20 protein-coding genes are annotated in these 22,169 nt (G+C 66.5%); 1 reads left to right on the plus strand and 19 read right to left on the minus strand.

The features are described from left to right. Positions 1-55: 55 nt before the first annotated feature. The 15 genes from CP557_RS10010 to CP557_RS10080 form a co-directional block, all read right to left on the minus strand. Entirely contained in the window at positions 56-904 is an 849-nt protein-coding gene (locus CP557_RS10010) for an ABC transporter permease (RefSeq protein WP_097379762.1), read from the minus strand. Next, a complete protein-coding gene (locus tag CP557_RS10015) occupies positions 901-1,854 on the minus strand; it encodes an extracellular solute-binding protein (protein ID WP_097379763.1) in 954 nt (317 codons plus the stop codon). Before CP557_RS10015 ends, CP557_RS10010 begins: the two co-directional genes overlap by 4 nt. A gap of 142 nt (positions 1,855-1,996) precedes the next feature. Next, on the minus strand, positions 1,997-2,554 hold the full coding sequence (gene mobB / locus CP557_RS10020; RefSeq protein ID WP_097379764.1) for a molybdopterin-guanine dinucleotide biosynthesis protein B: 558 nt from the start codon (positions 2,552-2,554) through the stop codon (positions 1,997-1,999). Between the two features lie 82 nt (positions 2,555-2,636). Beyond that, complete coding sequence (locus CP557_RS10025) at positions 2,637-3,914, minus strand: P-loop NTPase (RefSeq protein WP_097379765.1); 1,278 nt, start codon at positions 3,912-3,914, stop codon at positions 2,637-2,639. A 1-nt stretch (position 3,915) separates the two neighbouring features. Then, complete coding sequence (locus CP557_RS10030; protein ID WP_097379766.1) at positions 3,916-4,578, minus strand: hypothetical protein; 663 nt, start codon at positions 4,576-4,578, stop codon at positions 3,916-3,918. Then, a complete protein-coding gene (locus CP557_RS10035) occupies positions 4,575-5,465 on the minus strand; it encodes a HEAT repeat domain-containing protein (protein ID WP_097379767.1) in 891 nt (296 codons plus the stop codon). The genes CP557_RS10030 and CP557_RS10035 overlap by 4 nt, the downstream gene beginning before the upstream one ends. Continuing rightward, entirely contained in the window at positions 5,462-6,502 is a 1,041-nt protein-coding gene (locus CP557_RS10040; RefSeq protein ID WP_097379768.1) for an ethylbenzene dehydrogenase-related protein, read from the minus strand. The genes CP557_RS10035 and CP557_RS10040 overlap by 4 nt, the downstream gene beginning before the upstream one ends. Next, positions 6,499-7,200: a TorD/DmsD family molecular chaperone gene (locus tag CP557_RS10045; RefSeq protein WP_097379769.1), complete on the minus strand. Its 702-nt coding sequence runs from the start codon at positions 7,198-7,200 to the stop codon at positions 6,499-6,501. The genes CP557_RS10040 and CP557_RS10045 overlap by 4 nt, the downstream gene beginning before the upstream one ends. 7 nt (positions 7,201-7,207) lie before the next feature. Then, positions 7,208-8,389 (minus strand): 4Fe-4S dicluster domain-containing protein, encoded by a 1,182-nt coding sequence (locus CP557_RS10050; protein WP_097379770.1) that lies wholly within the window; start codon positions 8,387-8,389, stop codon positions 7,208-7,210. Then, entirely contained in the window at positions 8,389-11,550 is a 3,162-nt protein-coding gene (locus CP557_RS10055) for a molybdopterin-containing oxidoreductase family protein (RefSeq protein ID WP_097379771.1), read from the minus strand. Before CP557_RS10055 ends, CP557_RS10050 begins: the two co-directional genes overlap by 1 nt. Positions 11,551-11,793: 243 nt before the next feature. Next, positions 11,794-13,092: a glutamyl-tRNA reductase gene (gene hemA / locus CP557_RS10060; protein WP_097379772.1), complete on the minus strand. Its 1,299-nt coding sequence runs from the start codon at positions 13,090-13,092 to the stop codon at positions 11,794-11,796. 4 nt (positions 13,093-13,096) lie between these two features. Continuing rightward, positions 13,097-14,317: a radical SAM/SPASM domain-containing protein gene (locus CP557_RS10065; protein ID WP_097379773.1), complete on the minus strand. Its 1,221-nt coding sequence runs from the start codon at positions 14,315-14,317 to the stop codon at positions 13,097-13,099. After that, a complete protein-coding gene (locus tag CP557_RS10070; RefSeq protein ID WP_097379774.1) occupies positions 14,314-15,456 on the minus strand; it encodes a YncE family protein in 1,143 nt (380 codons plus the stop codon). The genes CP557_RS10065 and CP557_RS10070 overlap by 4 nt, the downstream gene beginning before the upstream one ends. Then, positions 15,453-16,613 (minus strand): cytochrome D1 domain-containing protein, encoded by a 1,161-nt coding sequence (locus tag CP557_RS10075; protein WP_097379775.1) that lies wholly within the window; start codon positions 16,611-16,613, stop codon positions 15,453-15,455. Before CP557_RS10075 ends, CP557_RS10070 begins: the two co-directional genes overlap by 4 nt. Before the next feature lie 26 nt (positions 16,614-16,639). Next, positions 16,640-18,484: a cytochrome D1 domain-containing protein gene (locus tag CP557_RS10080; RefSeq protein WP_097379776.1), complete on the minus strand. Its 1,845-nt coding sequence runs from the start codon at positions 18,482-18,484 to the stop codon at positions 16,640-16,642. Between the two features lie 255 nt (positions 18,485-18,739). On the opposite strand from CP557_RS10080, the gene CP557_RS10085 reads away from it, so the two are divergent. Next, on the plus strand, positions 18,740-19,180 hold the full coding sequence (locus tag CP557_RS10085) for a hypothetical protein (RefSeq protein WP_211290195.1): 441 nt from the start codon (positions 18,740-18,742) through the stop codon (positions 19,178-19,180). A 159-nt stretch (positions 19,181-19,339) separates the two neighbouring features. Here CP557_RS10085 and CP557_RS10090 read toward each other — a convergent pair whose 3' ends face one another. The 4 genes from CP557_RS10090 to CP557_RS10105 all read right to left on the minus strand — a co-directional run bounded on the left by CP557_RS10090 (position 19,340) and on the right by CP557_RS10105 (position 22,027). Then, positions 19,340-20,005 carry an MBL fold metallo-hydrolase gene (locus CP557_RS10090; RefSeq protein WP_097379777.1) on the minus strand — a complete coding sequence of 222 codons (666 nt, stop codon included), beginning with the start codon at positions 20,003-20,005 and terminating at the stop codon, positions 19,340-19,342. A 65-nt stretch (positions 20,006-20,070) separates the two neighbouring features. Next, a complete protein-coding gene (locus CP557_RS10095) occupies positions 20,071-20,787 on the minus strand; it encodes a YkgJ family cysteine cluster protein (RefSeq protein WP_097379778.1) in 717 nt (238 codons plus the stop codon). Positions 20,788-20,816: 29 nt separating this feature from the next. After that, positions 20,817-21,614, minus strand: a complete 798-nt coding sequence (locus CP557_RS10100; protein WP_097379779.1) for an MBL fold metallo-hydrolase — start codon at positions 21,612-21,614, stop codon at positions 20,817-20,819. A 131-nt stretch (positions 21,615-21,745) separates the two neighbouring features. Beyond that, positions 21,746-22,027, minus strand: coding sequence for a MarR family transcriptional regulator (locus CP557_RS10105; RefSeq protein WP_097379780.1), 282 nt, complete (start codon positions 22,025-22,027; stop codon positions 21,746-21,748). Positions 22,028-22,169 lie beyond the last annotated feature (142 nt).

Consider the following 22,169-nt stretch of genomic DNA (forward strand, 5'->3'; position numbering starts at 1 on the left):
ATGGGTTCGAAGGACGAGACGACACGCCACACGACGACGGCTCAGGCGGTCCGTCTCAGTGTTGCCTGGGCGTTCCGACCAGCAACTGGACGGCGACGACGACGGTCACGGCGATCGCGAGCAAGGCGAGCGCGATGGGGACGATGGCGTCGATCCCACGAGCGATAAACGAGACGCGGATCTGCACGGGCATGGTTCGCGGTGAGTACGCGACCATCATCGTCGCGCCGAACTCGCCGATCGCCCGGACGAACGTCAGTACGATCCCGGCGGCGATGGCGTTGCGCGCAAGCGGCAGCGACACCAGTCGTATCGTTCGCAGTGGCCCATACCCCATCGTCCGCGCGGCTTCCTCGAGGCGGGGATCGACGCCGTCGAAGCCCGCGCGGGCGGTAACGACGAGAAACGGCGCGGCGACGAACGTCTGGGCGAGGACGACGCCGGCGTGGCTTCCCGTCAGCGGCATCCCGAGCGCCACGGCGGCCGCGCCGATCGGCGTGTATCGACCGACGACGGTCAGCAACATCACGCCGCCGACGATCGGCGGGACGACGAGCGGGAGCAAGACGAGCGCTTCGACCAGCCGCTTGCCGCGAAACGAGCCCCGCGAGAGGACGTACGCCAGCGGGACGCCGAAGACGGTCGCGATGGTCGTCGAAACCGGGGCCGTCACCAGCGAGGTTCTGATCGCGTCCTGAATCGTCGGATCCGTGAGCCCGGCGACGAGATCGACCGCCCGCATTCGAAGCAGAAAGACGGCGACGGGGACGACGAAGTACGCGAGCAACACTGCGCCGAGTAGCGCCGGGACGGCCAGCACCGTCGGGAGCCACTCGAGGCTAGCGGTACGACGAGTGTGACCGTCATCGGGATCCTCCTGACGGGCGGAATTGGCCCTGCTCACGGCTGGATCGCCTCCGGCGGATCGCCGTGGAATCGCGGCAACGAGCCGTCGACCCGCAGCCCGGACTCGGTGAGCAGGTCGTCGTTCTCGAGGAGGAACGCGACGAACTCCTGTCCCGCCTCGGGATTGTCCGCATCGGTACGGACCGTCGCGTTGTAGACGACGGGCGACCCCTCGACGGTGTGGCCGTCGGCGGTCGTGTAGCTCGCCTGCGCGTACCGGTCGGCGGCGGCGGGAGCACCGAAGTTGTACGCGTCGGAAAGCCGGCGGACGGCAACCTCACGCTCGGACGCCATGTTGCTATAGGCGACCGCACAGGCACGATTCCCGCTCTCGACACCGGCGAGCAGTTGCGATTCGTTGGGAACGTGAGCGACCGTTTCGGCCATCGCGTCGCGAAACCCGTCGAGCCCGTGTTCCCGTTCGGCGAGTTCGAAGAGGAGGAGCGCCCGATAGCCAAGCGGGTCGAGATCCGGATCACTGATCGCGATCGCACCTTCGTCGGCGTCGTCGAAACACTCGTACCACGGGCGATCGGTCTCGAGACACGCACCCAGGTCGGTCTCCGGTTCGTAGGCGATCACGACCTCGTTGGCCGCGAACGAGGCGTCCCAGTCGGCGTGGTCGGGGTAGAGTCGATCCCGCAGGAGTTCGATGTCGGCTCCGATCACGACGTCCGGATACTTCGTTCCGTCCTCGACCAGCCGCAACACCGCGTTGGTTCCGTGATATTCGCCCTCGTAGTGGACGTCGGACCCGGCTTCGAACGCCGGGCCGATCCGCTCTTCGAGGGCGATAGCAAGGCTGCCCGCAGCGAGCACCCGAACCCTGTCGGTGCTGCCGAGACAACCCGCGGTCCCGACGAGTCCCGCGGTGAGGCCGCCCACCCCCGCGAGTACCTCCCGACGGCTCCTCGAGGGGCTCCGACCGCGACCGTCGTGGGTATCCATACCACTCCTTTCTATCCCCGGTATAAATATAACTGGTATTGGTTCCAGTATTGTGGGAACTAAACCGAAGGTGGTTTCGACAGCGGATCTACGACGGCTACACGGTCGCCCGACCACGGCCCGTCGCGGCCGTCGAAGCGGCTTACTCGGTCGGTTCGTCGCTCGGGTGCTCAGCGATGTCGGTCGAGGCATCGAGTTTGTCGAGCCCACGGATCGTTTCGACGAGTTCGTCGATCGGGTCGTCGCCGCGGCCGACGACGGTACCGCCGACCGCCGACGCGTCCCGATCCCCGACGAGAACCGTCGGCAGCGGCGCGTCGGCGAACCCTTCGACGATGACGGTGTCGTATCCGCAGCGGGCGAGCCGCTCGAGCGAACTCGTCAGCGCTCGAATTTCGGGGTCGTCGGACTCGAGGAGCGACTCCGCGTCGTCGGGATCGGGCGGGTTCCGCTTTCCCCGTGTCGTGACCTCGAAGGTCAACGCGGGCGTCACCCCGACGACGGTTTCGGCACCGGCGGTCCGGTGGCGATGCGTGTCGGTCCCTGGGGTATCGATCTCGATGTCGTGGTGGATCGATTTGACGGTCGCGACGCGGCCGGTCTCTGCCAACCGCGGGACGAGCCGCTCGACGAGCGACGTCTTGCCGGCGTCGCTTGGGCCGGCCAGACAGACGACACGGAGACGCGAACCCTGACACATAGCTCTCATCTCGGTGTACGGCTACAAGACCCGTTCGAACGGTCGACGGTGGGTGGATCGCGTTGCCTTCGACTCGCCGGGACTACCGCGAAACGGCCATCACCCACTCGTTCGGCCCGCGCCGGCGGACTTCGTACTCCTCGAACGCGTCGCCAGGCGGTCCGTCGCGACCGACCGCGGCGACGAGCTCCGCCGCGAGCGGCGACGGATCGTGATCGTTGAGCAGGTAGAACCACTCGCCGGGCTCGGTCACGCGGAACTCCTCGGTGGCCTGCTCGTGGCGGATCGGCTTCGGCAGCCCGCGCAGGTCGAGCGCGTGATCGGGCACCGAGAAATCGTCGACGTCCTCGAGCCGCTCGCGGACGGCGTCGGCGAGGTCGATCATCTCGGCTGGCACGCCGTCGTCGAAGTCGCGAACCCGCTCGTCGAAGGGTAGTTCGCACAGTACCGGTTTGTCGAGTTCCCGCTCGACGTCCGTGTCCGGGAAGAGATCGTGTTCGCGGCCACAGTCGCAGGTAAACCCGCGCATGTTGACGACCGTTCCCAGCAGCGGGACGCCGTTTTCCTCGAACAGCGTGGCGCTGCGCGACGTGTCGGCCACGCTGGTCGGATGCGGCGTGCTGACCAGCACTGCGCCGTCGATGGGAAGCGACTGGAGCGCCGTCAGGACGATGTCACCGGTCCCCGGCGGCAGGTCGACGACGAGGGTGTCGAGCTCGCCCCACGCGGTGTCCTCGAACAGTTCGCTGACGGCCTCGTGAGCCATCGCGCCGCGCCAGGCCAGGGGCTCGTCGTTCGCGATAAGGCCGACGCTCATCGCGGTGAGATCGCCGGCGTCGATCGGTTCGGCGTTCCCCTCGGCGTCGGCGGCAATCGGCCCCTCGAGATCCAGTAGTTCGGGCACGTTCGGCCCGTAGAGGTCGGCGTCGAACAGGCCGACGTCGTGGTCCGGTTCGGCCGCCAGCGCCCGGGCGAGTTGCGTCGAGACGGTCGTCTTGCCGACGCCGCCCTTGGCGCTCGCGACGGCGATCACGGTGTCGACGCCCGCGGGACCGTCGATCTCGTCGTCGGCGGCCCCATCGGGCGCGTCGCCTTCGACCGTCGCACGCTCGACGCCGGGCGTTGCCAGGGCCCGCCGGCGGATTGCCTCGGTGACGTCCTCCGCGGTCGGTTCGTCGAAGCCGGTGAGATCCGCGTCGATCCGCACGACCCGCTCGTCGACCGAGACGGCAGTCACCAGCCCGGAGTCGAGCACGTTGCCGCCCAGGTCCGGATCTTCGACGTCGCGCAGGCCGTTCCGGACGCGGTCGGCGAGGTCGTCGGTCGGGACGTCGTCGGGAACGATATCGTGTTTCGCCATGTTACCAGGCCTCGAATTCGTCGGCGTCCTCGTCGGGTTCGCGCTCGGTCATCAGCGTCCCGCCGTAGGGACGGTAGTCGAGGTCGTAGGTGTTGGCGACCGTATCCAGCGCGTCTTCCCGCTCGGCGATCGTCGCGGTATCGAACTCGAAGGCCTCGATGGCCGCGACCAACTCTTCGTCGGTCACCCGTCCCTCGGCGTAGCCCGCCGCGATGCCGTCGCGGAGGATGTCGGCGTTCCGGCGCAGCCGCGTTGCTTCGTCGAACTGCTCGCGCATGTCGTCGTCGAGCCCGCCCCGATCGAGGGGAATTCCCTCGAGCAACTCGGTCGCCCGCTCGTCGAACTGACCGGCCATCTTCAACAGTTCGACGACCTGTTTCTTCGGGGTAAGCGACTGCCAGGCGTTGCGGGCATCGTCGGCGACGACGGCGTCGACGGCTTCGGTCCACTCCGTCGAGCGTTCGACGTCCTCGAACGCCTGCGCGACGAACGCGCCGACGTGGTCGTCGGGAATCGTGACGCCGAGTGATTCCTCGATGGGTGACCCCCCAGCACTGGTGTCGGTCGTACAGCCCGCATCGGGGTCGTGGTCGCGGTTTGCATCCGATTCGCCGTTCGCGTTCCGTGGCTCGTCCGTGGGTGTGCTGTCGAGTTCGTAGGTCATCGTCGATCACGCTGTCCCTGCGTCAGGCCGTCGATCGAGCCGGCTGGCCCTCGCCCCGGGCCGGGGCCCTGCCGTTCTCGTTCCCGTCGCGATCCCGGCCCGCCGCCGGGTGCGGCATCGTCGTCCAATTCGGCGTCGATCTGCTCGGGGTCGACGCCGCGTGCCGTCGCGAGCGCTCGCTTCGCCGACCGCCGCACGTCGTCGCTGCGGTCGTTCAATCCGTGGCGCTCGAGGACCTCCTCTGCCCGGTCCGTCCCGAGGTCGCCGAGGCTGGTCGCGGCCTTCGCCCGGACGAACGCCTCCGGATCGCGGGCCAACACTGCGGCGAGGATCCGAACCGTCTCGCCGACGTCGTCGGCGTACTCCCGCAGGTAGTCGGCCGCGTACTCCCGAACGCCGGAGTGGGGATCGTGTTTGAGTTGCTCGATCAGCAACTCCTCCGAGGCCGCACCCGTCTTCGAGAGGGCGATGACGGCGTTGCGCCGCACCCAGCCGCTGTCGTCCTCGAGAGCCGCCCGAAGCGGCTCGTCGTTTTCGGGTTCGGCCCGCGACTGGGCGACGACCGCCTCGGCGCGGACCCACTCGTGGTCGTCGTTCAGCGCCGCCCGAATCGCTGCCTCGGCCGCGTCACCACCATCAGAACTCGCGGCGAGGCCGAGCGCCTCGACCGCGAACTGTCTGACATCGGCCGATTCGTCCTCACCTACCCGCTCGGCAAGCCCCGCGATCGTCGCGGGTTCCAGCCCGCCGTCGTCGGCCGGATCGACCAATCCGAGCGCGGCGCGGCGGCGATCGCGCTCGCGATCGGCCTCGAGCCGAGTCCGGAGCGTTGCTTCGTCGTCGTCGGGTGCCCGGCCGCGGGCACTTCGGTTCGCGTAGTCGGTCATTCCTTGATCCTCCAGTAGCTGACGAGCCACGCGGCGACCGTCGCGAGGACGATCGCAGCGGGCCAGTTCGTCGCGGCACCGGCCAGCCAACTCGCGGATTCAGTCGCGCTGGCCACGGCACCGCTGTTGGCGCTTTCGCCGTCACTGTTGTCGCCGCTCCCGCCGGAATCGGCCGTTGCGAGCGTTCCGTCCTCCGTATCGAGCGTGAGGAACTCGTAGGACAGTGACTTCTGTCCGTTCGCCTCGTCGGCGCTCCCGTTCCAGATCGCGTACGTGAGGTACATCCGCTCGTCGCCCTCGAACGAGGCGTCGTACTCGCCACTTGCCTCGTGTTCGCGCTGGAACACGACGGCCCAGCCATCGTCGGTCCGTTCGCCGTTCGCCGCGACCGGCTGAGTCTCCGCGTTCGTCAGCGAGCCATAGCCCATCGCGTAGTAGTTCTGCCCGTACCGGTTATACGCGGACTGCGAGAGCGGGTTCCCCGCCGCCTGACCCGGCTTCGTTCGGTTATCCGGGTGTGGATAGGTGTACATGTCGCCGCCCGGGTCGGACTCCGAGAACTGCCAACTCGAGCGCCAGTACCAGATGTTGACCGGATTACCGTTTGCCCCCATCGTGATCGGCGGCTCGTCCCCGCTCCGGAGCATGATCGCCGCGGCGTCGCTGTAGGCGTTCGGCTCGTTGATCTCCGTGTCCATCGTCGGGTCCTCCCACTCCATCCGGAAGGCGACGTGCGTGTCGTTCGTCACGGACTGGACCGTCACGTCGTCGACGCTGCCGCCGCCATAGGGGGCAATCATCTGCTGGTTCTCGAGCGAGACGGTCTCGGTCGGCGCGTCCTTCCACGCCTCGGCGTCCGGCTCCGCCGGCACCTCGTTGACCGACAGGATCGACAGCGGACCGCCCGTGAGGACGGCGATTCCGACCACCTGCACGACCATCACGAGACACAACACGATCGCGGCCAGCTTCGTCGCCTCGCGTGCGGCCGTACGATCGATCGAGAGCGGACCGATCTCGATTGGGTCCGAGCTCACGGCGTCTCACCTCCGTTCGCCGCGTCCGCCGACACGCTCGGGTCCGGGTGCTTCCCGTTATCGTAGGTCACCAGTTCCTCGACGAGGTCCGCCGCAGCCTCGTAGGCCGGTTCGTCCGTCGCCCGACGGAGGTCGTGTGCGAGCGCCGGCACGAACTCGACGAGGTGGTCGGCGAGTACCGTCGCCTCGGCCTGCCCGACGCGCTCGGCGGCGGTGGACTCGCCCGACTCGAGTGCGACGGCCCGCTGGCCGGCCAGCACCTGCGCCAACTCGAGTTCGGCGGCGGCGTGGTCCTGCCGCTCCGCGAAGTCGTCGCTGGGCTCGAGGCCGAACTCCTCCATCAGGCCGACGACGGTCGCGATCCGGCGCTGCTCGCTGCTAATCTCGTCACGGGTCGTGTAGTGGGCCTCGTAAGGGATCACGGCGTAGGTCCCGTCGTCGCTTGGGAGGCCGAACAGCTCGTTGTACGCCGTCCGGAGGTCCTCGACGTCGGTTTCCGCGAGGGCCTCGAGCAGTGCGGTCGCCTCCTCGGCGACGGTGAGCTGCTCGGCGGCCCGTTCGATCCCCGCTCGGGCCTCGGGGTCGAGCAGTTCGCGAACGGTGTCCTCGGTCGGGTAGGTAAACGCCGCGGCGGCGGTACAGTACAGCGTGGCCCGCGCGGCGTGATACTCGGGGTCGGGAGTGGTTGTCGGTGTCATTGGTCTGTTAGGGCTGGTTAGTCCACATCTCGCCCTCGCGGACCTCCATCTCTTCCTCGAAGGGCATGTCGACGACCTTGTTCCCCTTGCGGTCCCACCCCTTCACGCGATTTTCTTTGACGGTGTAGGTCTCGATGAGGCGGGTGGTCGCGCCGAACAGCTGGAGGATCCCGAGGGTGTGGTGGCTCGGATTTCGGACGCGATCCTGGACGATCTTGATCGATTCTTCGAAGGTGCTGCCGGGCCACTCGTTTTGTTTGTCCGCGGTGTTCGGCGTGAACATCTGGGTGAGGAACTCCGGTGGCACGTGGTAGGGCGGCATGTAGAACACCTGCGGCCGGGTTCCGAACTGCGGGTACAGCGGGAGCGCGATCTTCTCGTCGCTCTTGGCGAGGTAGTTCACCGGACTCCGGCCGGCCGCCGCCGACGTGTTTCCGCCGGGGTGGCCGGCGTCGGGACCGCGATTGATGTTGCCGTGCAGGCGCGTCTTCCCGATACACGAGGAGACACACCGCGGGACGTTCCCCTCCTCGATGCGCGGGAAGCAGCCGACCGGCTTCTCCGAGACGCCCGTCTCGGGGTTGTACATCGGCTTGTGGTACGGACAGGACTTCACGCACTTCCGGTAGCCCCGGCACCGCTCCTGATCGAGCAGGACGATCCCGTCCTCCTCGCGCTTGTAGATCGCCTTCCGCGGACACGCGGCGAGGCAAGCGGGGTTCTTGCAGTGGTTACAGAGCCGCGGCAGGTAGAACTGCCACATGTCGTGGTACTCGTCGTTCTCGAGGTCGCTCTCGACGACGTCGCCGGTGGGGTACTCGCCGTGAACCTGGTCGTCGCCCAGCGCGGGGTACTCCCACTCCTCTTTCTGTGCGATGTAGCCTTTGACTTTCTCGCCGTCCTCGGCGGCCTCGAAGATCGTCTCGTCGTCGCCGAGATCGTCGAGCAGCCGCATGTCCCAGCCCATCGGGTAGCCGCCGTAGGGCTCGGTCTCGACGTTCATCCACCACATGTACTCCTCGCCCTTCCCGCTCGTCCAGGTGGACTTGCAGGCAAAGGAGCAGGTGTTGCAGTTGATACACCGGTTGATGTTGATGATCATCCCCCAGTGCCAGTCCCGCTCTTCGTCGCGGTGTTCGTAGGGGTAGCTGTGCTCGCGCCCGAGTTGTGGATTGTAGGTTTCCGGCATCAGCTGTCACCTCCCTGCAACGAACCGCTCACGTAGTCCTGGAATAGTTCGTCCTTCCGCGCGTCGCCGGGCCACCAGTCCGCCTCCTCGTACTTCTCGACTTCCACGAGGTCGTCCCGGTTCGTGCCGGTCGGTGCCCAGACGGTCTCCTCGTAGCCGTGCTCGAGTTCGGCCCCCTTCCAGACGATGTCGTCCTCGACCTCCTCGGAGATGTTCGGATCGCCGAAGACGGACTTGTGGACGAGGTCGTCGGTCTCCTGTGCGGGGTCGAGCCAGATGTTCGTCGTGACGTTGTACCCCTTGACGCTGTCATCGTTCTCTTCGTCGTCCGGGAAGTGCTGGGGCCACCAGCCGTGCCAGATGGTCAGTTGGCCCATGTCGCCGGCCGAGCGCGGCCGCTGGCGTTCGCTGATCATCACGCGCACGACGAGGTCGCCGCGCTTGCCGCTGATCCGGACGTAGTCGCCGTTCTCGACGCCGATGTCCGCGGCGTCTTCGGGATGCATCTCCACGAAGGCCTCGCCGAGCGGCGGCGTCTCCTCCGTCTCGCCCTCCCCTTGCGGGAACGAGAAGTCGTCGACCAGCCGTTCGGTGCCCTCCGGATCGGCGTTGGTCGACCCGAAGTCGCGCGACGCCCAGATCAGGTTCCAGTCCGTCATCCCCCACGAGGAGTGGGTGCGGTACTTCGGATGGGGCGTGTTGAAGTAGAACTGATACTCCTCGTCGTGATACAGCGGGTTCTCCTCGTCTTTCGCCTCGTCCCACTTCTTGTTCACCCCGTAGGGCGTCCCCTCGGGGCTCTCGATGTGATCCAGATCGGCCCGGCCGAGCTCGAGGAAGCGGTCTTCCTCCTTGTGGAACTCCATGCGGCCGGTCTTGGTGTAGAACGGCCGATCCTCGTTGATCTGGGAGTAGAAGGGGATCCGCGGATAGGTCTTCAACTGGAGCCGTTCCGGGCCGTCCTCGATGTCCTCGACGTCGATGTCGCGGGTCGTCATTCCCGCGTCCAGCGTCTGCTGGATGTAGTCGCGGACGTCCTTGTCGTCGTCGAGGAACTTATCGAAGTACGCCCGGTAGGAGTCGACGTTGCGTTCCTCCGGTGGGATCTTCTCGTCGAGTTTCTCGGCGACGAGCGCGACGGCCTCGCCGTCCTGTTTCGTATCGTAGAGTGAATCCATGACCCCGTGGTCCATGTGGATGAACGGGTTCTCCGGGCCGACGGTGATGTCGGGATAGTCACACTCGAGCCAGGAGGGGACCGGGAGCACGATGTCCGCGTGGCGCGCGGAGTAGGTCATGTGCATGTCCGAGACGATCGAAAGCTCGTTGCTGGTGTCGGGGTGTTTGACGAAGTTCTCGATGACGTGCTCCTGATGTTTGGTCTGGTTCAGGAGGTTGCAGTTCATCGTCCACAGGATCGTCGGCTTCGACATCGTGTACGACTCGGCGTTCGTCGGCACCACCGGCTCCTCGGCGTCGCCCTGTGGCACGAGATCGAGTTCGCGGTCGAAGTCGCCGCGGATCTCGTGGGCGTCTAGCTGCTCGCCGCCGAAGAACGCGAACGCGTAGCCGGGATACATCCCGTGGGCTGCGTTGCCGTCGGGGTTGACGTAGGAGGGGTAGCCGTCCAGCAGTTCGATCTTGTACTGGCCGGAGTAGTTGTAGTAGCCGGCCCCTCGCTCGCCGATGTTGCCCAGCATCGACTGGACGAAGAAGATCGTCCGCTGGAGCGAGTCGTTCGAGTGGAACCAGTGGTTGATCCCCTCGCCGGTGAACCACTGGGCCTTCTCGGCGTCGGCGAACTCCCGGGCGGTCGTCCGGAGCGCATCGGCCGGGATCGTCGTGATATCCTCGACCGTCTCCGGATCGTAGTTCTCCATGATGTTCGACTTCTGGCGGACGAAGTCGGTGTGGACCGCCACCGACCCGCCGTCGGCCAGACTGACGTCGGTGTCGACTTCGAGTTGCGGTGTCGCTCCCATCTCGTCGCCCACTTCTTCGCGGGTGACGGGGACCGGGTCGCCGTTCTCGTCGAGCATCACGAAATCGCCCCAGTCGTTTTCCTCGTGACGTTCCTCGCTGTCTTCTGCGGGCGGTTCGTGGTCCGGGAACACCTCGTGGGCGCGGAGGTACTTCCCGTTGTCCTGCCGGATCAACAGCGGCAGGGTCGTGAACTTCCGCATGAACTCCTCGTCGTAGAGTTCCTCGTCGATGATGACGTGGGCCATTCCCAACGCGAAGGCGGGATCGCTGCCCGGCCGAACGGGAAGCCACCGATCGCACTTCTGGACCGTCGGTGAGTAGTCGGGGTAGACGCCGACCATCTTCCCGCCGCGCTCGCGGGTCTCCTGGAGGAAGTGGTTGTCCGCGAGCTTGTTGTGGATCAGGTTCTTCCCCTGCATGATCGTGTAGTCGGCGGCCCGCCAGGCCGACGCATCGGCGTCGCTGGTCTGATAGCCCGTCGTGATGACGTGGCCCGGCGGGAGGTCGGCGTACCAGTCGTACTCCGTCCACTCGCAGCCGCCGAAGATCGAGGCCAGTCGCCGTCCGGCCCCGTGACGGGTGATCAGCCCGTCGGCCTTGATGGCGTTGAAGATGTGGAACCGCTTTTCGTCCTCCAGACTCGCCATCTTCTCGGCTATCAGGTCGATGGCTTCGTCCCAAGAGACGCGCTCGAATTCGTCCTCGCCGCGGCCCTCGGGGTTTGGATCGTCGGGACTCCACCCCTTGCGGACCATGGGATACTTGATCCGGCTCGGCTCGAACGTTCGGCGGTGGAGGGTCAGTCCCTTCATACAGCCGCGGGGGTTCCAGTGGCGGCTGACGCCCGCTTCCTCGTATCCGCCGGGACTCCCCGGACCGGGACTCCCTTCCTCTTCGTGGTAGATCTGTTCCGCCCTGATCGGCACGCCGTTTTTCATGTAGAAGTTCAGCGCACACGACTGCGTACAGTTGGGGTGACAGACCGTCCAGTCGACCCTGTCGTACGAGTAGATATCGTGATAGACCTGCTCCCAGTCCCGGTTCGGATAGGACTTGAGCGGGTTGTCGACCTGCGTGATCGAGTCGACCGTTTGCGTCGCTCCCCACGCGGAGCCGATGAGGGACCCGACTGCCCCCGTCCCGGCCGCCGCCAGGAAATCGCGTCGCGAGAGACTCATCGCCGACCACCTCGTGTGGCGGAGCGCTTCGGTTGCATACACGCCGACGTTACGATTCGACTCTTTAACCGAGATTGCACGTTCCCACGCTCTGAGGACGCTACCGCCGAAATCCTGCTAATGGGGGGTATTCATATGGGGGCGACTCTCTCGAGCGTGATTCTCGGGCATCCGCGAGGAGGAGACCGTCTATTCGGCAAGCGATCGAAACCGAAGGAGCGGTGAATCGACGCGGTCGCCGGCTCACGACTCCTCGAGGCCGGCGTCGAGATCGAAGAGCCGGTGTGTGGCCTCGATGATCGCATCGTCGCCGTCGCGTGCAGCCGTCCGAAGGCGTTCGGTCGGCGTTCCGAGGAGCGACCCGGTCAGCGCGCTGGCGAAGTCCTCCAGGACGGCCTCGGGATCGTCCCCGTTCTCGAGGCGTGCCCGCGCCTGCTCGAGTTCGCGCTCACGGATCGTCGCCGCAGTGCGGTGCAGTCCGCGGAGCGTGTCCTCGGCGCGGTTCTCGCGTTCCCGATCGACGAACGACGCGACCGCGTCGGTCACCGCAGCTTCGACTGCCGGGATCGCGTCCCGCCGACCCGAGACGGCCGCCTCGATCCCGGCCTGGATTTCGTCGAGATCCACGACCGGAACGGCGGAGTGTCGAACCGCCTCGGCGACGTCCGGCGGGTTCGCCAGGTCGACGACGACCGTCCCGTGTTCGAGTTCCCGCATCGTTTCGGCGGTCACCACTGGGTCCGCCGCACCCGTCGCCGTCACGACGGCGTCCGCGTCGGCTATCGCCGCTCCCAGCGATTCGAGCGGCCAGTACCGCCCGTCCGCCGTGGCTATCTCCGGCGCGCTCGAGCGGTTGACCACGTCGATGCGACTCTCCCATCGATGCGTGGCTGCCTTCGCGACCGAGGTCGCCATCTCACCCGCGCCGACGACGACGAGACGGTCCGGCACTCGGCCGCGAGCCTCGAGTCGCTTACAGGTCGCACTCCCGTAGCTGACCGCCCCCTCGTTGATGTCGGTCTCGTCGCGGCAGCGCCGTCCCACCGAGACGGCTGCGTCCGCCGTCCGCGTCACCACGCCGCCGGCGAGTCCCGCCTCGAGTGCCGTCTCGAACGTTCGACGGAGCTGTCCGAGGACGTGGGCCTCGCCGACGACGGTGCTCTCGAGTCCGCAGGCGACGCGGAACAGGTGGTCGACGACGTCGAGTCCCGTCTCCGTTCGAGCGCCGTCGGGATCGCCGAGCGCCTCGCCTGCGACGCGAAGCCCCTCGTCCCGATCCGCCGGCGTCCGAGTGCTGCAGTACGCCTCCACCCGGTTGCACGTCGAGAGGACGACCGCCTCGGTGACGCGGTCGTGGCCTGCGATCCGACGGGCGACCTCGAGCGGTTCGGCCGGCCGGATCGTTCCCAACTCGTCCGTCGAGTGCGTGGCGCAACTGACCCGGCAACACGCGAGCCGGCGGACGCTCTTCGGCGTCGTTGCGACCGTCGCCGAGTCGAGGTCGGTTCTCGCGTCGGTGGGTGCCAAGTCGGGTGCGTGCATCTGTCTACTCGAGTACTGCGGGCGCGTCGACCGGTGGCGCGTGGTCGGTCGGTAGTTCCTCCGTCCTGTACTCGGCGTCCGTGAGATAACACCGCGGATCCTCGGCCCAGAGGTCGTCGTAGACCGCGGCGGCGCGGGCGCGGGAGTTCCCGCCGCAGACCTCCTTCCACGGACAGCGGCCGCATTTCCCGTTCAGGTGGTCTGTCGGCTCGGCCAGCTCGGACCAGAGCTCGCTTTCGGCGAGGATCTCGTCGAGGCGCTGTTCGCGGACGTTCCCGAGCGTGTACTGCGAGAGGAACATGCTCGGGTGGACGTCGCCGCGGTGGTCGACGTTGACGACCTTCGGGCCGGCGTCGCCGTTCTTGACCACCCGACCGGGGCCGTCGTCGAACAGGAGCTCTCGAGCCCGTTCGGCGTGAGCCGGCATGTCCTCGCGGATGCGGTGATAGAGGTAGACCGCGTCGGCGTAGTTGCCGGCGGTCAGGATCTGCATGTCGGGGTGGGTCTCGGCGAGCGTTTTGGTGCGCTCGTAGAGGTAGTCCACGATTTCGCGCGTGCGCTCGACGGAGAGGTCGGCGTCGGTGATGTCGCCGCCGCGCCCGGAATAGATGAGGTGAAAGAGGTTGACGCGGTCGATTTCCTCCTCGACGGCGAGATCGATCACCGCGGGGACGTCGTCGACGGTTCCCTGGGTCATCGTACACCGGATCCCCGTCCCCATCCCGGCGTCGCGGGCGTTACGGAGCCCGTTGCGCGCTCGCTCGAAGGCCCCGTCAACGCCGCGGAACTCGTCGTTCGTCGCCCCGACGCCGTCCAAGGAAACGCCGACGTACTGCATCCCCGCGTCGGCCACGTCTCGGGCGCGTTCCTCCGTGAGGAAGGTCCCGTTGCTCGAGGCGATCGGACGCAATCCCTGTTCCGAGGCGTACCGGGTGAGTTCGGCGATGTCGTCGCGGAAGAACGGCTCCCCGCCGCTAAAGACGAGTACCGGCACGTTCACCGCGGCCAGCGAGTCGATGAAGGCCTTGGCCTCGGCGGTCGACAGCTCCTCGCTGTCGCGCTCGTCGCAGGCCCCGAAGTAGCAGTGCTTACACCGCAGGTTGCACGCGGGGGTCGTATTCCAGACGACGAGCGGGACGAGCGCATCGCTCGTGTGACGCTTCTCGTAACGGATCTGTTCCGGTCGATTGTCGAGTCCTCTGATGAGTCGTGTGAGATCGATCATTGGTCCACCTCCGGGCGGAAGATGCCGCTCGGTTTCTCCCCGAAACCGTCGATTCGGCGACCGACTGCGACGTCCGCCGGGCGATCGTCGGCCAGCGGTCGCGTGTCGAGCACCGCGAGGTCGGTCCGCTCCATGTTCCCGACGTAACACTCCTCGCCGTCGGGTCCGAAGACGACGTGGAGCGGTTCCCCGCCGATCTCGACGCGGCCGGCGACCGACAGGTCTGTCAGGTTCAGGATCGTCACGAACGGCTCGTCGTAGGAGTCGACGACGGCGTAGCGGCCGTCCGGCGTCACGCCGGCAAAGCCGGTCGTCGTTCCGACGTCGAGCAGCGTTTCGGTCGGCGACGCCTCGCCCGCCGCGGCCGCCTCGAGATCGACGACGCCGACCCGCTCGTCCTCGCGGGCCGGGAACAGCCCGTACCGATACTCGGGCCCGTCCGCGACGGCGAAGCCGTGGGGGTTCGTCCCCGTCTCGGCGGTACAGCGGACGCGCTCGGCGGCCGCGTCGACGAACGAGGCCGACGAGCCGCCGGCGTGGTTAACGACCAGGAGCCCGTCGTCGTCGAGTACGTACAGGTCGTGTGGCTCCGCGCCGACGGGGATCCGCGCCTCGACCTCGAGCCGGGGGTCCGCGCCGAGCACGGTGATTTCGTCCTCGATCTTCTGGCCCACGTAGAGGCGGTCGTCCGGGCCGATTCGCATGCCGGAACTCCGCGAAAGCGGCCGCGTCCCCGCGGGCTCGAGTCGGCCGTCCTCGTCGATATCGAACGCGAGGACGCCCGGATCGGACGCCGCCGGCAGATCGACGGCAGTCCCGACGAACAGCGAGTCACCGCCGGGGCCCAGCGCGCTCCCGACGGGCATCGTTCCGAGCCGGTCGACGCGCTGGACGGTCTCCAGGCGCTCGAGGTCGAGTACCTCGAGATGGGCGCTGGCGATGTACAGCAGATACGCGACGGGTTCGTCCGGGTGGAACAGCGCCGTATGCGGGTACCGTCCCTCGCCGACCTCCGCGAGGACCTCGCCCTCGGAGAGATCGGCCGCGCTGAAGTGGCTGCTCGCGGCGTTCTTGACTATCGTCGGCGTGCGGGACGATCCCTCGGTCGCGACGGCTGCGCTATCGGTATCGAAAGTCATGGATATCTCCCTCTGTCGGTACGGAAACAGCCCGCAGGCCCGGCCCCGTCGGGCAAATCTATCTTCGCCACGATCGGATCGTGGGCGGGTTCGGATCGGGGGGAATCGCCCGTCGAGCGGACCACGTCGGCATCGATGACGGTCACCGCGTCGCCGTCGACGCTCGGAACGTAACAGACCCGGCCGTCCGCGCTGAACCGCGGATGACGCGGCGTCGGGCCAGTTTCGACTCGCGCGACGATCTCGAGGGTCGCCGGCTCGAGGAACGTGACGCGGTCGTCGTCGTACGCATCGACGGCGACCAGCGCCCCGTCGGGAGTCGCGTCGGTGAACGCGGTGGCCGTTCCCAGCGGGACGCGTTCGACGGCCGTCGAATCGGCGTCGCCGCGTCGAACCGCGTTCACGTCGACCGCCGTAACGCCGTCACCGTCGGTGTTCCCGACGAACCACCGATCGCTGGCCGGAACGGCCGTCCCCCCTCGCGGGTTCGGAGCCGGAACCGAGCCGAGCACCGACGCCTCGAGTGCGTCCACGAACGTGACGCTTCCCGCGTCGACGTTGTTCACGCCCACCAGTCCGTACGCCGGGTCGTACGCCAGGTCCTGGGGACCGCCGGCGACCGCGAACCGGTCGCGTTCCGCGAACGGCGGCGTTCCGGAAATGCGGACGACCTCGTCGGCGTCTTTCAGTGCGACCCAGACGTCGTTTCGGACGTCGACTGTTAGCCCGGCGGCCTTCCCCGTCGGGAGTTCCTCGACCAGTTCGAGCCCATCGCCGTCCGTTCGGAAGACGGCGAGTCCGGGCCGATCGTCCCCGGGAAGGCCCCCGTACGTGCTGACGAACAGGTACCGTCCGGTCCGGGTCAGGACCGCTCCCACCGGCGCAGTACCGACCGTCTCGACGCGATCCGCGACGGAGAGCGTCCGGAGATCGACGATCTCGAGCGCGTTCGACGCCATGTAGGGGACGTACGCCCAGCGTCCGCCCGGGTGGGCCGCGAGCGCGTGAGGCTGGCGTCCCTCGCCGACTCGGCCGATCGGCTCGTGGCGATCCGCATCGATCACGGTCAGCCCCGCTCCGCGGAGGTGCTTGACGAGCGCGAGTGGCCCCCGTGCGTGCCGGGTCGCTGCCGTCGTTTCGGTGTGGGTGTCGGACATGTGCCTGTGGGAACGGTCGGTTGCGTTCAGTGTCCCTCAGCGCGGACGCCGAGGAACTTCCCGGTCGGTGCCAGCAGGTCCTCGATCTGGGTCAGCAGTTCGCCCGTGTTCGGATCGAACACGAGGATCGATTCGTTGTCGCCCATCCAGACGCTGATGTACACCTTCTCGCCGTCGCGGCTGAACTCGGGATGGATCGCGGCGGCGGCACCCCACTGGCTGCAATCGATCTCCTGGTCGACCTCGAGGGTCTCGGGGTCGATCGTGTAGACGTAGGCGTCGTCCTCGCTGTCGGTGAGGATGACGTCGGCCCAGACGTAGTCGCTGTTCTCGTGTTTCCTGATGAACAGCCCCGATCCCCTGACGTCGATCATCTCTTCGACCTCCCAGGTCTCCGTGTCCCAGACGCCGACGCTCGGCGCGCCAGCGTGGGTAGTAAAGGCGAGGTCCTCGTCGGGGTAGAGCGCGCCGGGGCCGGGGTGTGGCACCCCGTCCATCGGAATCGCGGCGACGTGGCTCCGTTCTTGCGTGTCGATGACGTCCATCTGGTTGTCCGTCTGCGAGGCGATCATGAAGTAGCGACCGTCCTCCGTGAAGAATCCGTCGTGGAGGGTCCGACCGCATTCGATGGTCGCCACGACCGGGAAGTCCTCCTGCGTGTAGTCGATGAGCCACACTTCACCGCCCTCCTTGAGCCCCGCGAGGAACAGCCCTTCGTGGGGAACGTCGTACAGCGAGCAGACGCGGCTCCCGAGACTCTCGCCGTCGGGGTTGACGGTGTGGGTCGGGATCCGCTTGATCGGCTCCATAGTCTCGGCGTCACAGATGACGAGGTGGTTCGGGTTGTAGAACCCGCCGATCACGTAGTTGCCGTCCCGGGAGACCGCGATGTCCCGGGCGTCCGTCCCGGCGTCGGCGACGGCGACCCGTTCGAAGTCGAACAGATCGATCTTGTACATCTCCCCCTGTCTCGATTGCGTGTACACGTACGCGCCCTCACGCGTCTGCTCGGGGAGGTCGGGATGGAAGTCGTGAACGTGGATCGCCTTCCCCACGTTCTCGACCCGCTGCATGAACTCGTCGTTGACCGTGTCGATCATCGCCACCGAACCGTTGTTGCGTTCGGTGACGACCATGATGTCCCGCAGATCGAGGTCGTGTTGGGGCTCTTGGGCCAGTTCGCTCTCTTCTTTGAGGATCTCGTGGCGCTCTTTCAGCGTCTCCATGTCGGTGAAGTCGACCCTGTCGACGGACTCGCCCTCGGGAACGACGTACAGTTGGCCGTTCATCTGGGCGTGACCGTCCCCGCAGTAAATGTTACACTCGAAGTCGAAGGTCCCCTCCTTGTCGGTGACGAACGTGACCGAATCGATCACCTCGTCGTCCGTGCTCTCGGGGAGATTGACCGGCCCGACGTCGTACGGCTCCTCGAGGTAGAACGTGTGGTACTTGAAGTCCGGGTTCTGCTCGAAGGTCGCCTTCGTGAACTCGATCGTGAGCTCCGTGTTCGGAGCCACTCGGATCTCTTGGGGTCGGAACTCGTATTGATGTGCCGACAGCTGAACGGTCTCGCTTTGCTGTGCGTCCGGTGTCTCTTCGTTCGACGAGTCCCCATCTTCGTCGTCGTCGTCCGTCGGCCCCGGCGCATCGTCGTCGTCGTTACTGGCACAGCCCGCGAGTGCTGCCGACGCCGCCACGATGCCGCTCGTCTTCAGGAACGTCCGACGACCCGGACTCGGGATCCCCATCTCGAAGTGGAGTTCGTCGTCGAAATCCAGGTTCTTCGCGATCTCTCTCGAAGCGCTCAAGTGGCGCTTGATTCGTTCCTCGTGGTCCGCCATCGACTGGGCCGCTGACTCGGATTGTGACATTTCGGACACCTCTACGGGTGAGGCTCTGGACCACACACGTATAACCGGGCAGCAACGTTTCGAGTTCGCGAGAGGTCACGGGAAGATGTTCGTCGGGGGGTTTTTCCGTCGTTCCGATACGATATCCGTGGCTGCGAAATATCGTGCCCTAACGCCCTCTACATCGAGTTCTGCCGCCGAACCTGATCGGCAGCAGTTCCCACCGCGTAGGATTCGGCGGTACAAACATGTCTAAATGAACCGATACATATACACATGACGACAGACAGCACGAAGTCGAAACCGCGGGGCGACCGGATGACGACTGACTTCTTCGACGACGTCCTGACCGAGTATCTCGAGGACGACCGCATCGAGGACGGCGTCGTGAGACTCCGCCTGGACAACGGGCGAACTCGTCGGTTCGTCATCGGCGACGACACCGAGTCGATGGATTCGTTCGAATACGTCCGTCGCGAACTCGAGGAAGTACAGCACCTGATCGACGAAAACGAGGATCGCTTCGACCAACCGGTCGAGTTCTCCGTCCCGGTCCGGGACGAGGAACAGGTCCTCGAGGAAGTCGAAGACGAAGGGGCGGTCACGACCTGGATCAAGCCGGAGGGGTTCGGACTCCTGCTCGAACACCTCCACGCGATGGCCGGCGACGAGACTCCTGCGGAACCGACCGACGAAATGGACGCGACGACCGACTGAGACGCACCGAGCGGTGCGACTCGGGGGAGCCCCGTCGGACCGCAATCGTCGTCTCTCGGGACGGGCTCCGTGATCGTCACGAAATACTACCGCGAACCGAACCGATACGCGAACGGTGAGCGAGGTGCCCGGCGTCACGCCGGCCCTCGAGTCCGCTTCTCAGAACAGTTCGACGCGGATTCCGTCGTCTGCGAGCTCGTCGGCGAACGCCTCGGCGTCGGTCTCGATGGGCTCGAACGTGTCGTAGTGCTCGGGAAGGACCAGGTCGGGCTCGACGCTCCGCGCGAAGTCGGCCGCCTCGTGACGGTCCATGGTAAAGTGGCCGCCGATGGGTGGGACGAACACGTCCGCCGTAATCGACTCGTGGTGTGGGAGGAAGTCAGTATCCGACGGGACGAACACGGTCGTCCCCTCGAGAGTCACCACCAGCCCGATCACCTCGCCCTCGGCGTGGAACGGCGCGCCGTCCTCGTCGAGGTGGTCGCCGTCAGGGTCGTTGTATGCAGGCACCGTTCGGACGTCGAGCCCTTCAACGGTCGCCTCGCCATCGTGAGGCAGGTCGATCACGTCGAGCGCGAGGTCACCGGTGTCCACCGCCTCGTAAACAGCGACGGTCGCGTCCGGTCCCGCGACGGCCTCGATCGCGTCCGGATCGTAGTGGTCCATGTCGTCGTGCGTGACGAACACGACGTCGCCGTCGCTCGGATCGTCAGCGAGTACCTCTCCCCACGGGTCGACGTAGATGACGAGGCCGTCGTCGGTCTCGAGACGAATGCTTGCGTGGCCGAGTCGTTCGAACGTGATTCCCTCGTAGTCGACGGACATGGCTACTCGAGTGGACGGTCCGGATCAGCTTTTATGTACCGCACCCGCGATCGGTTGTCTTCGCGTCACTCATCGCGGGGCGTCCCATCGATCCGTTTCGCGCCCTCGGAGTCGTGGACGACCACCTCGCCGGGGTCGGGGTCGGCGGGTTCGTACTCGTCTCGAACCGCGATGGCTTCCTCGAGTTCCCGAACGGCGCGTTCCTTCAGCGCTCGCGCCAATTCTCGGGCGTCCGTACGGGAGATGTCCCGACCGAGCCCCTCGCACTCGTGGGCGCGGACCATTCCCGCCTCGTCGTCGGTTTCGCCGGCTTCCCGTTGCGCTTCCAGCGCAACGCTGTCGACGGCCTCGCCCATCGGCTGGCTGGTGCCGGCGAGCGCGATGCTAAACGGGTAGGTCCGACAGATCAGCGGGCGGTCGTCGTGGGCGGTACAGGCCCCCGTGCCCGACTCGTCCTCTTCGTAGAAGGTACAGTCACCACAGCCGTCGGTCTGGAGCGCCCATTCGAAGGTCTCGCCCTCGAGCCCGTCGTCACCCTCCGAGAGCCCGTATGGCATGGGCCGAGCGACGTCGCGCCAGTCGTAGTCGCCGCCATAGCTGTCGCCCTCCTCGAGAGCGCGGACTTCGTCCGGAAACACCGTCGCGGTGTGGTCCTCCTCACCGTGGCCCCGACAGCAGGCCCCACAGCGGGTACACTCGAAGCCGATCGACTCGATCGCATCCGCGAGGTCGTCGACGGCGAGCTGGCGTGCCTCTTCGAGGTCGGCTTCGAGCGATTGCACACCCCAACCTACGCGGCGACGCGGAAAAGTCAGTCGCCCTCGCCCGCGGTCGCCGTGGCGCGGTCACCGTCCCACGCCAGCGCTCCCTCGACGGCGAGTTTCTCGAGATGGGCGACCACCGTCGCCGTCGCGAGGTCACGAACGCCCGACAGATCCTTCTCGTAGGCCGCGTCGACGATCTCCTCGAGCGTCTCTGCACCCGCAGTGACTGCCTCGTTGACTCGTCGTTCGCGCTCGGCCCGGTGGGCGAGCAGTCGCTCGAGGGTCGCTCGCGGGGCGTCGATGTCGGGCCCGTGGCCCGGATAGAGCGCCGGCGGATCGATCGCCCAGAGGCGGCGCAACGTCGACACGTACGCGCGCATGTCGCCCTCGGGTGCACCAACGACGACGCTGCCCTCGCGGACGGCACAGTCACCACAGAGGATCGGGCCGTCGAGGCCGGCCTCGAGCGCGACGTGGTCGGGCGCATGGCCGGGCGCGTCGAGGATTCGAACGCGCTCGTCGCCGAGTCGGATCGCCGTCCCCGGCGTGAACGTCCGATCGGGATCACACCCCGTCGCGTCGTGAAATCGGCCGGTTCGACCGTACCGGGACCAAACGGTCGCACCGGTCTCCGCGGCGTAGGATTCGACGCCACCGACGTGATCCGGGTGCGTGTGCGTGAGGAGAACGTGCTCGACGTTGCGCTCGGCAACCAGCCGGTCGAGCGCGTCGGTTCGCGCCGCCGGATCGACGAGGACCGCGGGGTCCGTCCCGAGTAGATAGGCGTTCGTTTCGCCACTGGGGGCGCGTGTCGCAACTGGAACGGAGCGGGAAACGACATCCATACCTCGACGTGACACCGAGGGAAAAAGTGTATGTCGGCAGCCGGTGGATGCCCTGTGATCGAATCGGACGCGTCAGCGACCGGTGTGACCTGCCCGTGTCGCGTTCCCGACGGTATCGATCCGCTCTCGAATCAGTGTTTCAGGAAGTACACCTGCTTGCGCGCGTCACGGAAACTGTATCGGGAGCCGACGAGGCCGACGTCCTCGAGGCGATTGAGCGCGTAGCGAACGGTCCGGTCGGGGAGGAGCGATTCCTCGGCGAGTTGGCCCTGCGAGAGCGGCGAGTCGGTCTCGAGCACTTTCGCGACGAGCTTCGCACTCGGTGGCAGCTCACGGAGACGGTCGCGGTATTCGTCCTTCGAAAGGGTATCTTCGGCGGCAGCGGCACGATCCTCAGCTGTACTCATGCTCATACCTACTCGAGCGGAATCGCTGATGGTAAAGCTTCCCTATATGTGGATACGAATACTGTAGTTTGTATAAGGGGTATGAATGGTGTATTAACACATATGATCGAAAGGGAGCGCTCGACGGGTCTCGGCGCGTGGGTCGCGG

The sequence above is a fragment of the Natrinema ejinorense genome, from assembly GCF_002494345.1.
GTDB lineage: Archaea > Halobacteriota > Halobacteria > Halobacteriales > Natrialbaceae > Natrinema > Natrinema longum.

Coding starts and splice junctions, on each gene's coding strand:
- CP557_RS10015 (WP_097379763.1), bottom strand. CDS start 1,854: ATGGATACCCACGACGGTCGCGGTCGGAGCCCCTCGAGGAGCCGTCGG.
- mobB (WP_097379764.1), bottom strand. CDS start 2,554: ATGTGTCAGGGTTCGCGTCTCCGTGTCGTCTGTCTGGCCGGCCCAAGC.
- CP557_RS10025 (WP_097379765.1), bottom strand. CDS start 3,914: ATGGCGAAACACGATATCGTTCCCGACGACGTCCCGACCGACGACCTC.
- CP557_RS10030 (WP_097379766.1), bottom strand. CDS start 4,578: ATGACCTACGAACTCGACAGCACACCCACGGACGAGCCACGGAACGCG.
- CP557_RS10035 (WP_097379767.1), bottom strand. CDS start 5,465: ATGACCGACTACGCGAACCGAAGTGCCCGCGGCCGGGCACCCGACGAC.
- CP557_RS10045 (WP_097379769.1), bottom strand. CDS start 7,200: ATGACACCGACAACCACTCCCGACCCCGAGTATCACGCCGCGCGGGCC.
- CP557_RS10050 (WP_097379770.1), bottom strand. CDS start 8,389: ATGCCGGAAACCTACAATCCACAACTCGGGCGCGAGCACAGCTACCCC.
- CP557_RS10055 (WP_097379771.1), bottom strand. CDS start 11,550: ATGAGTCTCTCGCGACGCGATTTCCTGGCGGCGGCCGGGACGGGGGCA.
- hemA (WP_097379772.1), bottom strand. CDS start 13,092: ATGCACGCACCCGACTTGGCACCCACCGACGCGAGAACCGACCTCGAC.
- CP557_RS10065 (WP_097379773.1), bottom strand. CDS start 14,317: ATGATCGATCTCACACGACTCATCAGAGGACTCGACAATCGACCGGAA.
- CP557_RS10070 (WP_097379774.1), bottom strand. CDS start 15,456: ATGACTTTCGATACCGATAGCGCAGCCGTCGCGACCGAGGGATCGTCC.
- CP557_RS10075 (WP_097379775.1), bottom strand. CDS start 16,613: ATGTCCGACACCCACACCGAAACGACGGCAGCGACCCGGCACGCACGG.
- CP557_RS10080 (WP_097379776.1), bottom strand. CDS start 18,484: ATGTCACAATCCGAGTCAGCGGCCCAGTCGATGGCGGACCACGAGGAA.
- CP557_RS10085 (WP_211290195.1), top strand. CDS start 18,740: ATGACGACAGACAGCACGAAGTCGAAACCGCGGGGCGACCGGATGACG.
- CP557_RS10090 (WP_097379777.1), bottom strand. CDS start 20,005: ATGTCCGTCGACTACGAGGGAATCACGTTCGAACGACTCGGCCACGCA.
- CP557_RS10100 (WP_097379779.1), bottom strand. CDS start 21,614: ATGGATGTCGTTTCCCGCTCCGTTCCAGTTGCGACACGCGCCCCCAGT.
- CP557_RS10105 (WP_097379780.1), bottom strand. CDS start 22,027: ATGAGCATGAGTACAGCTGAGGATCGTGCCGCTGCCGCCGAAGATACC.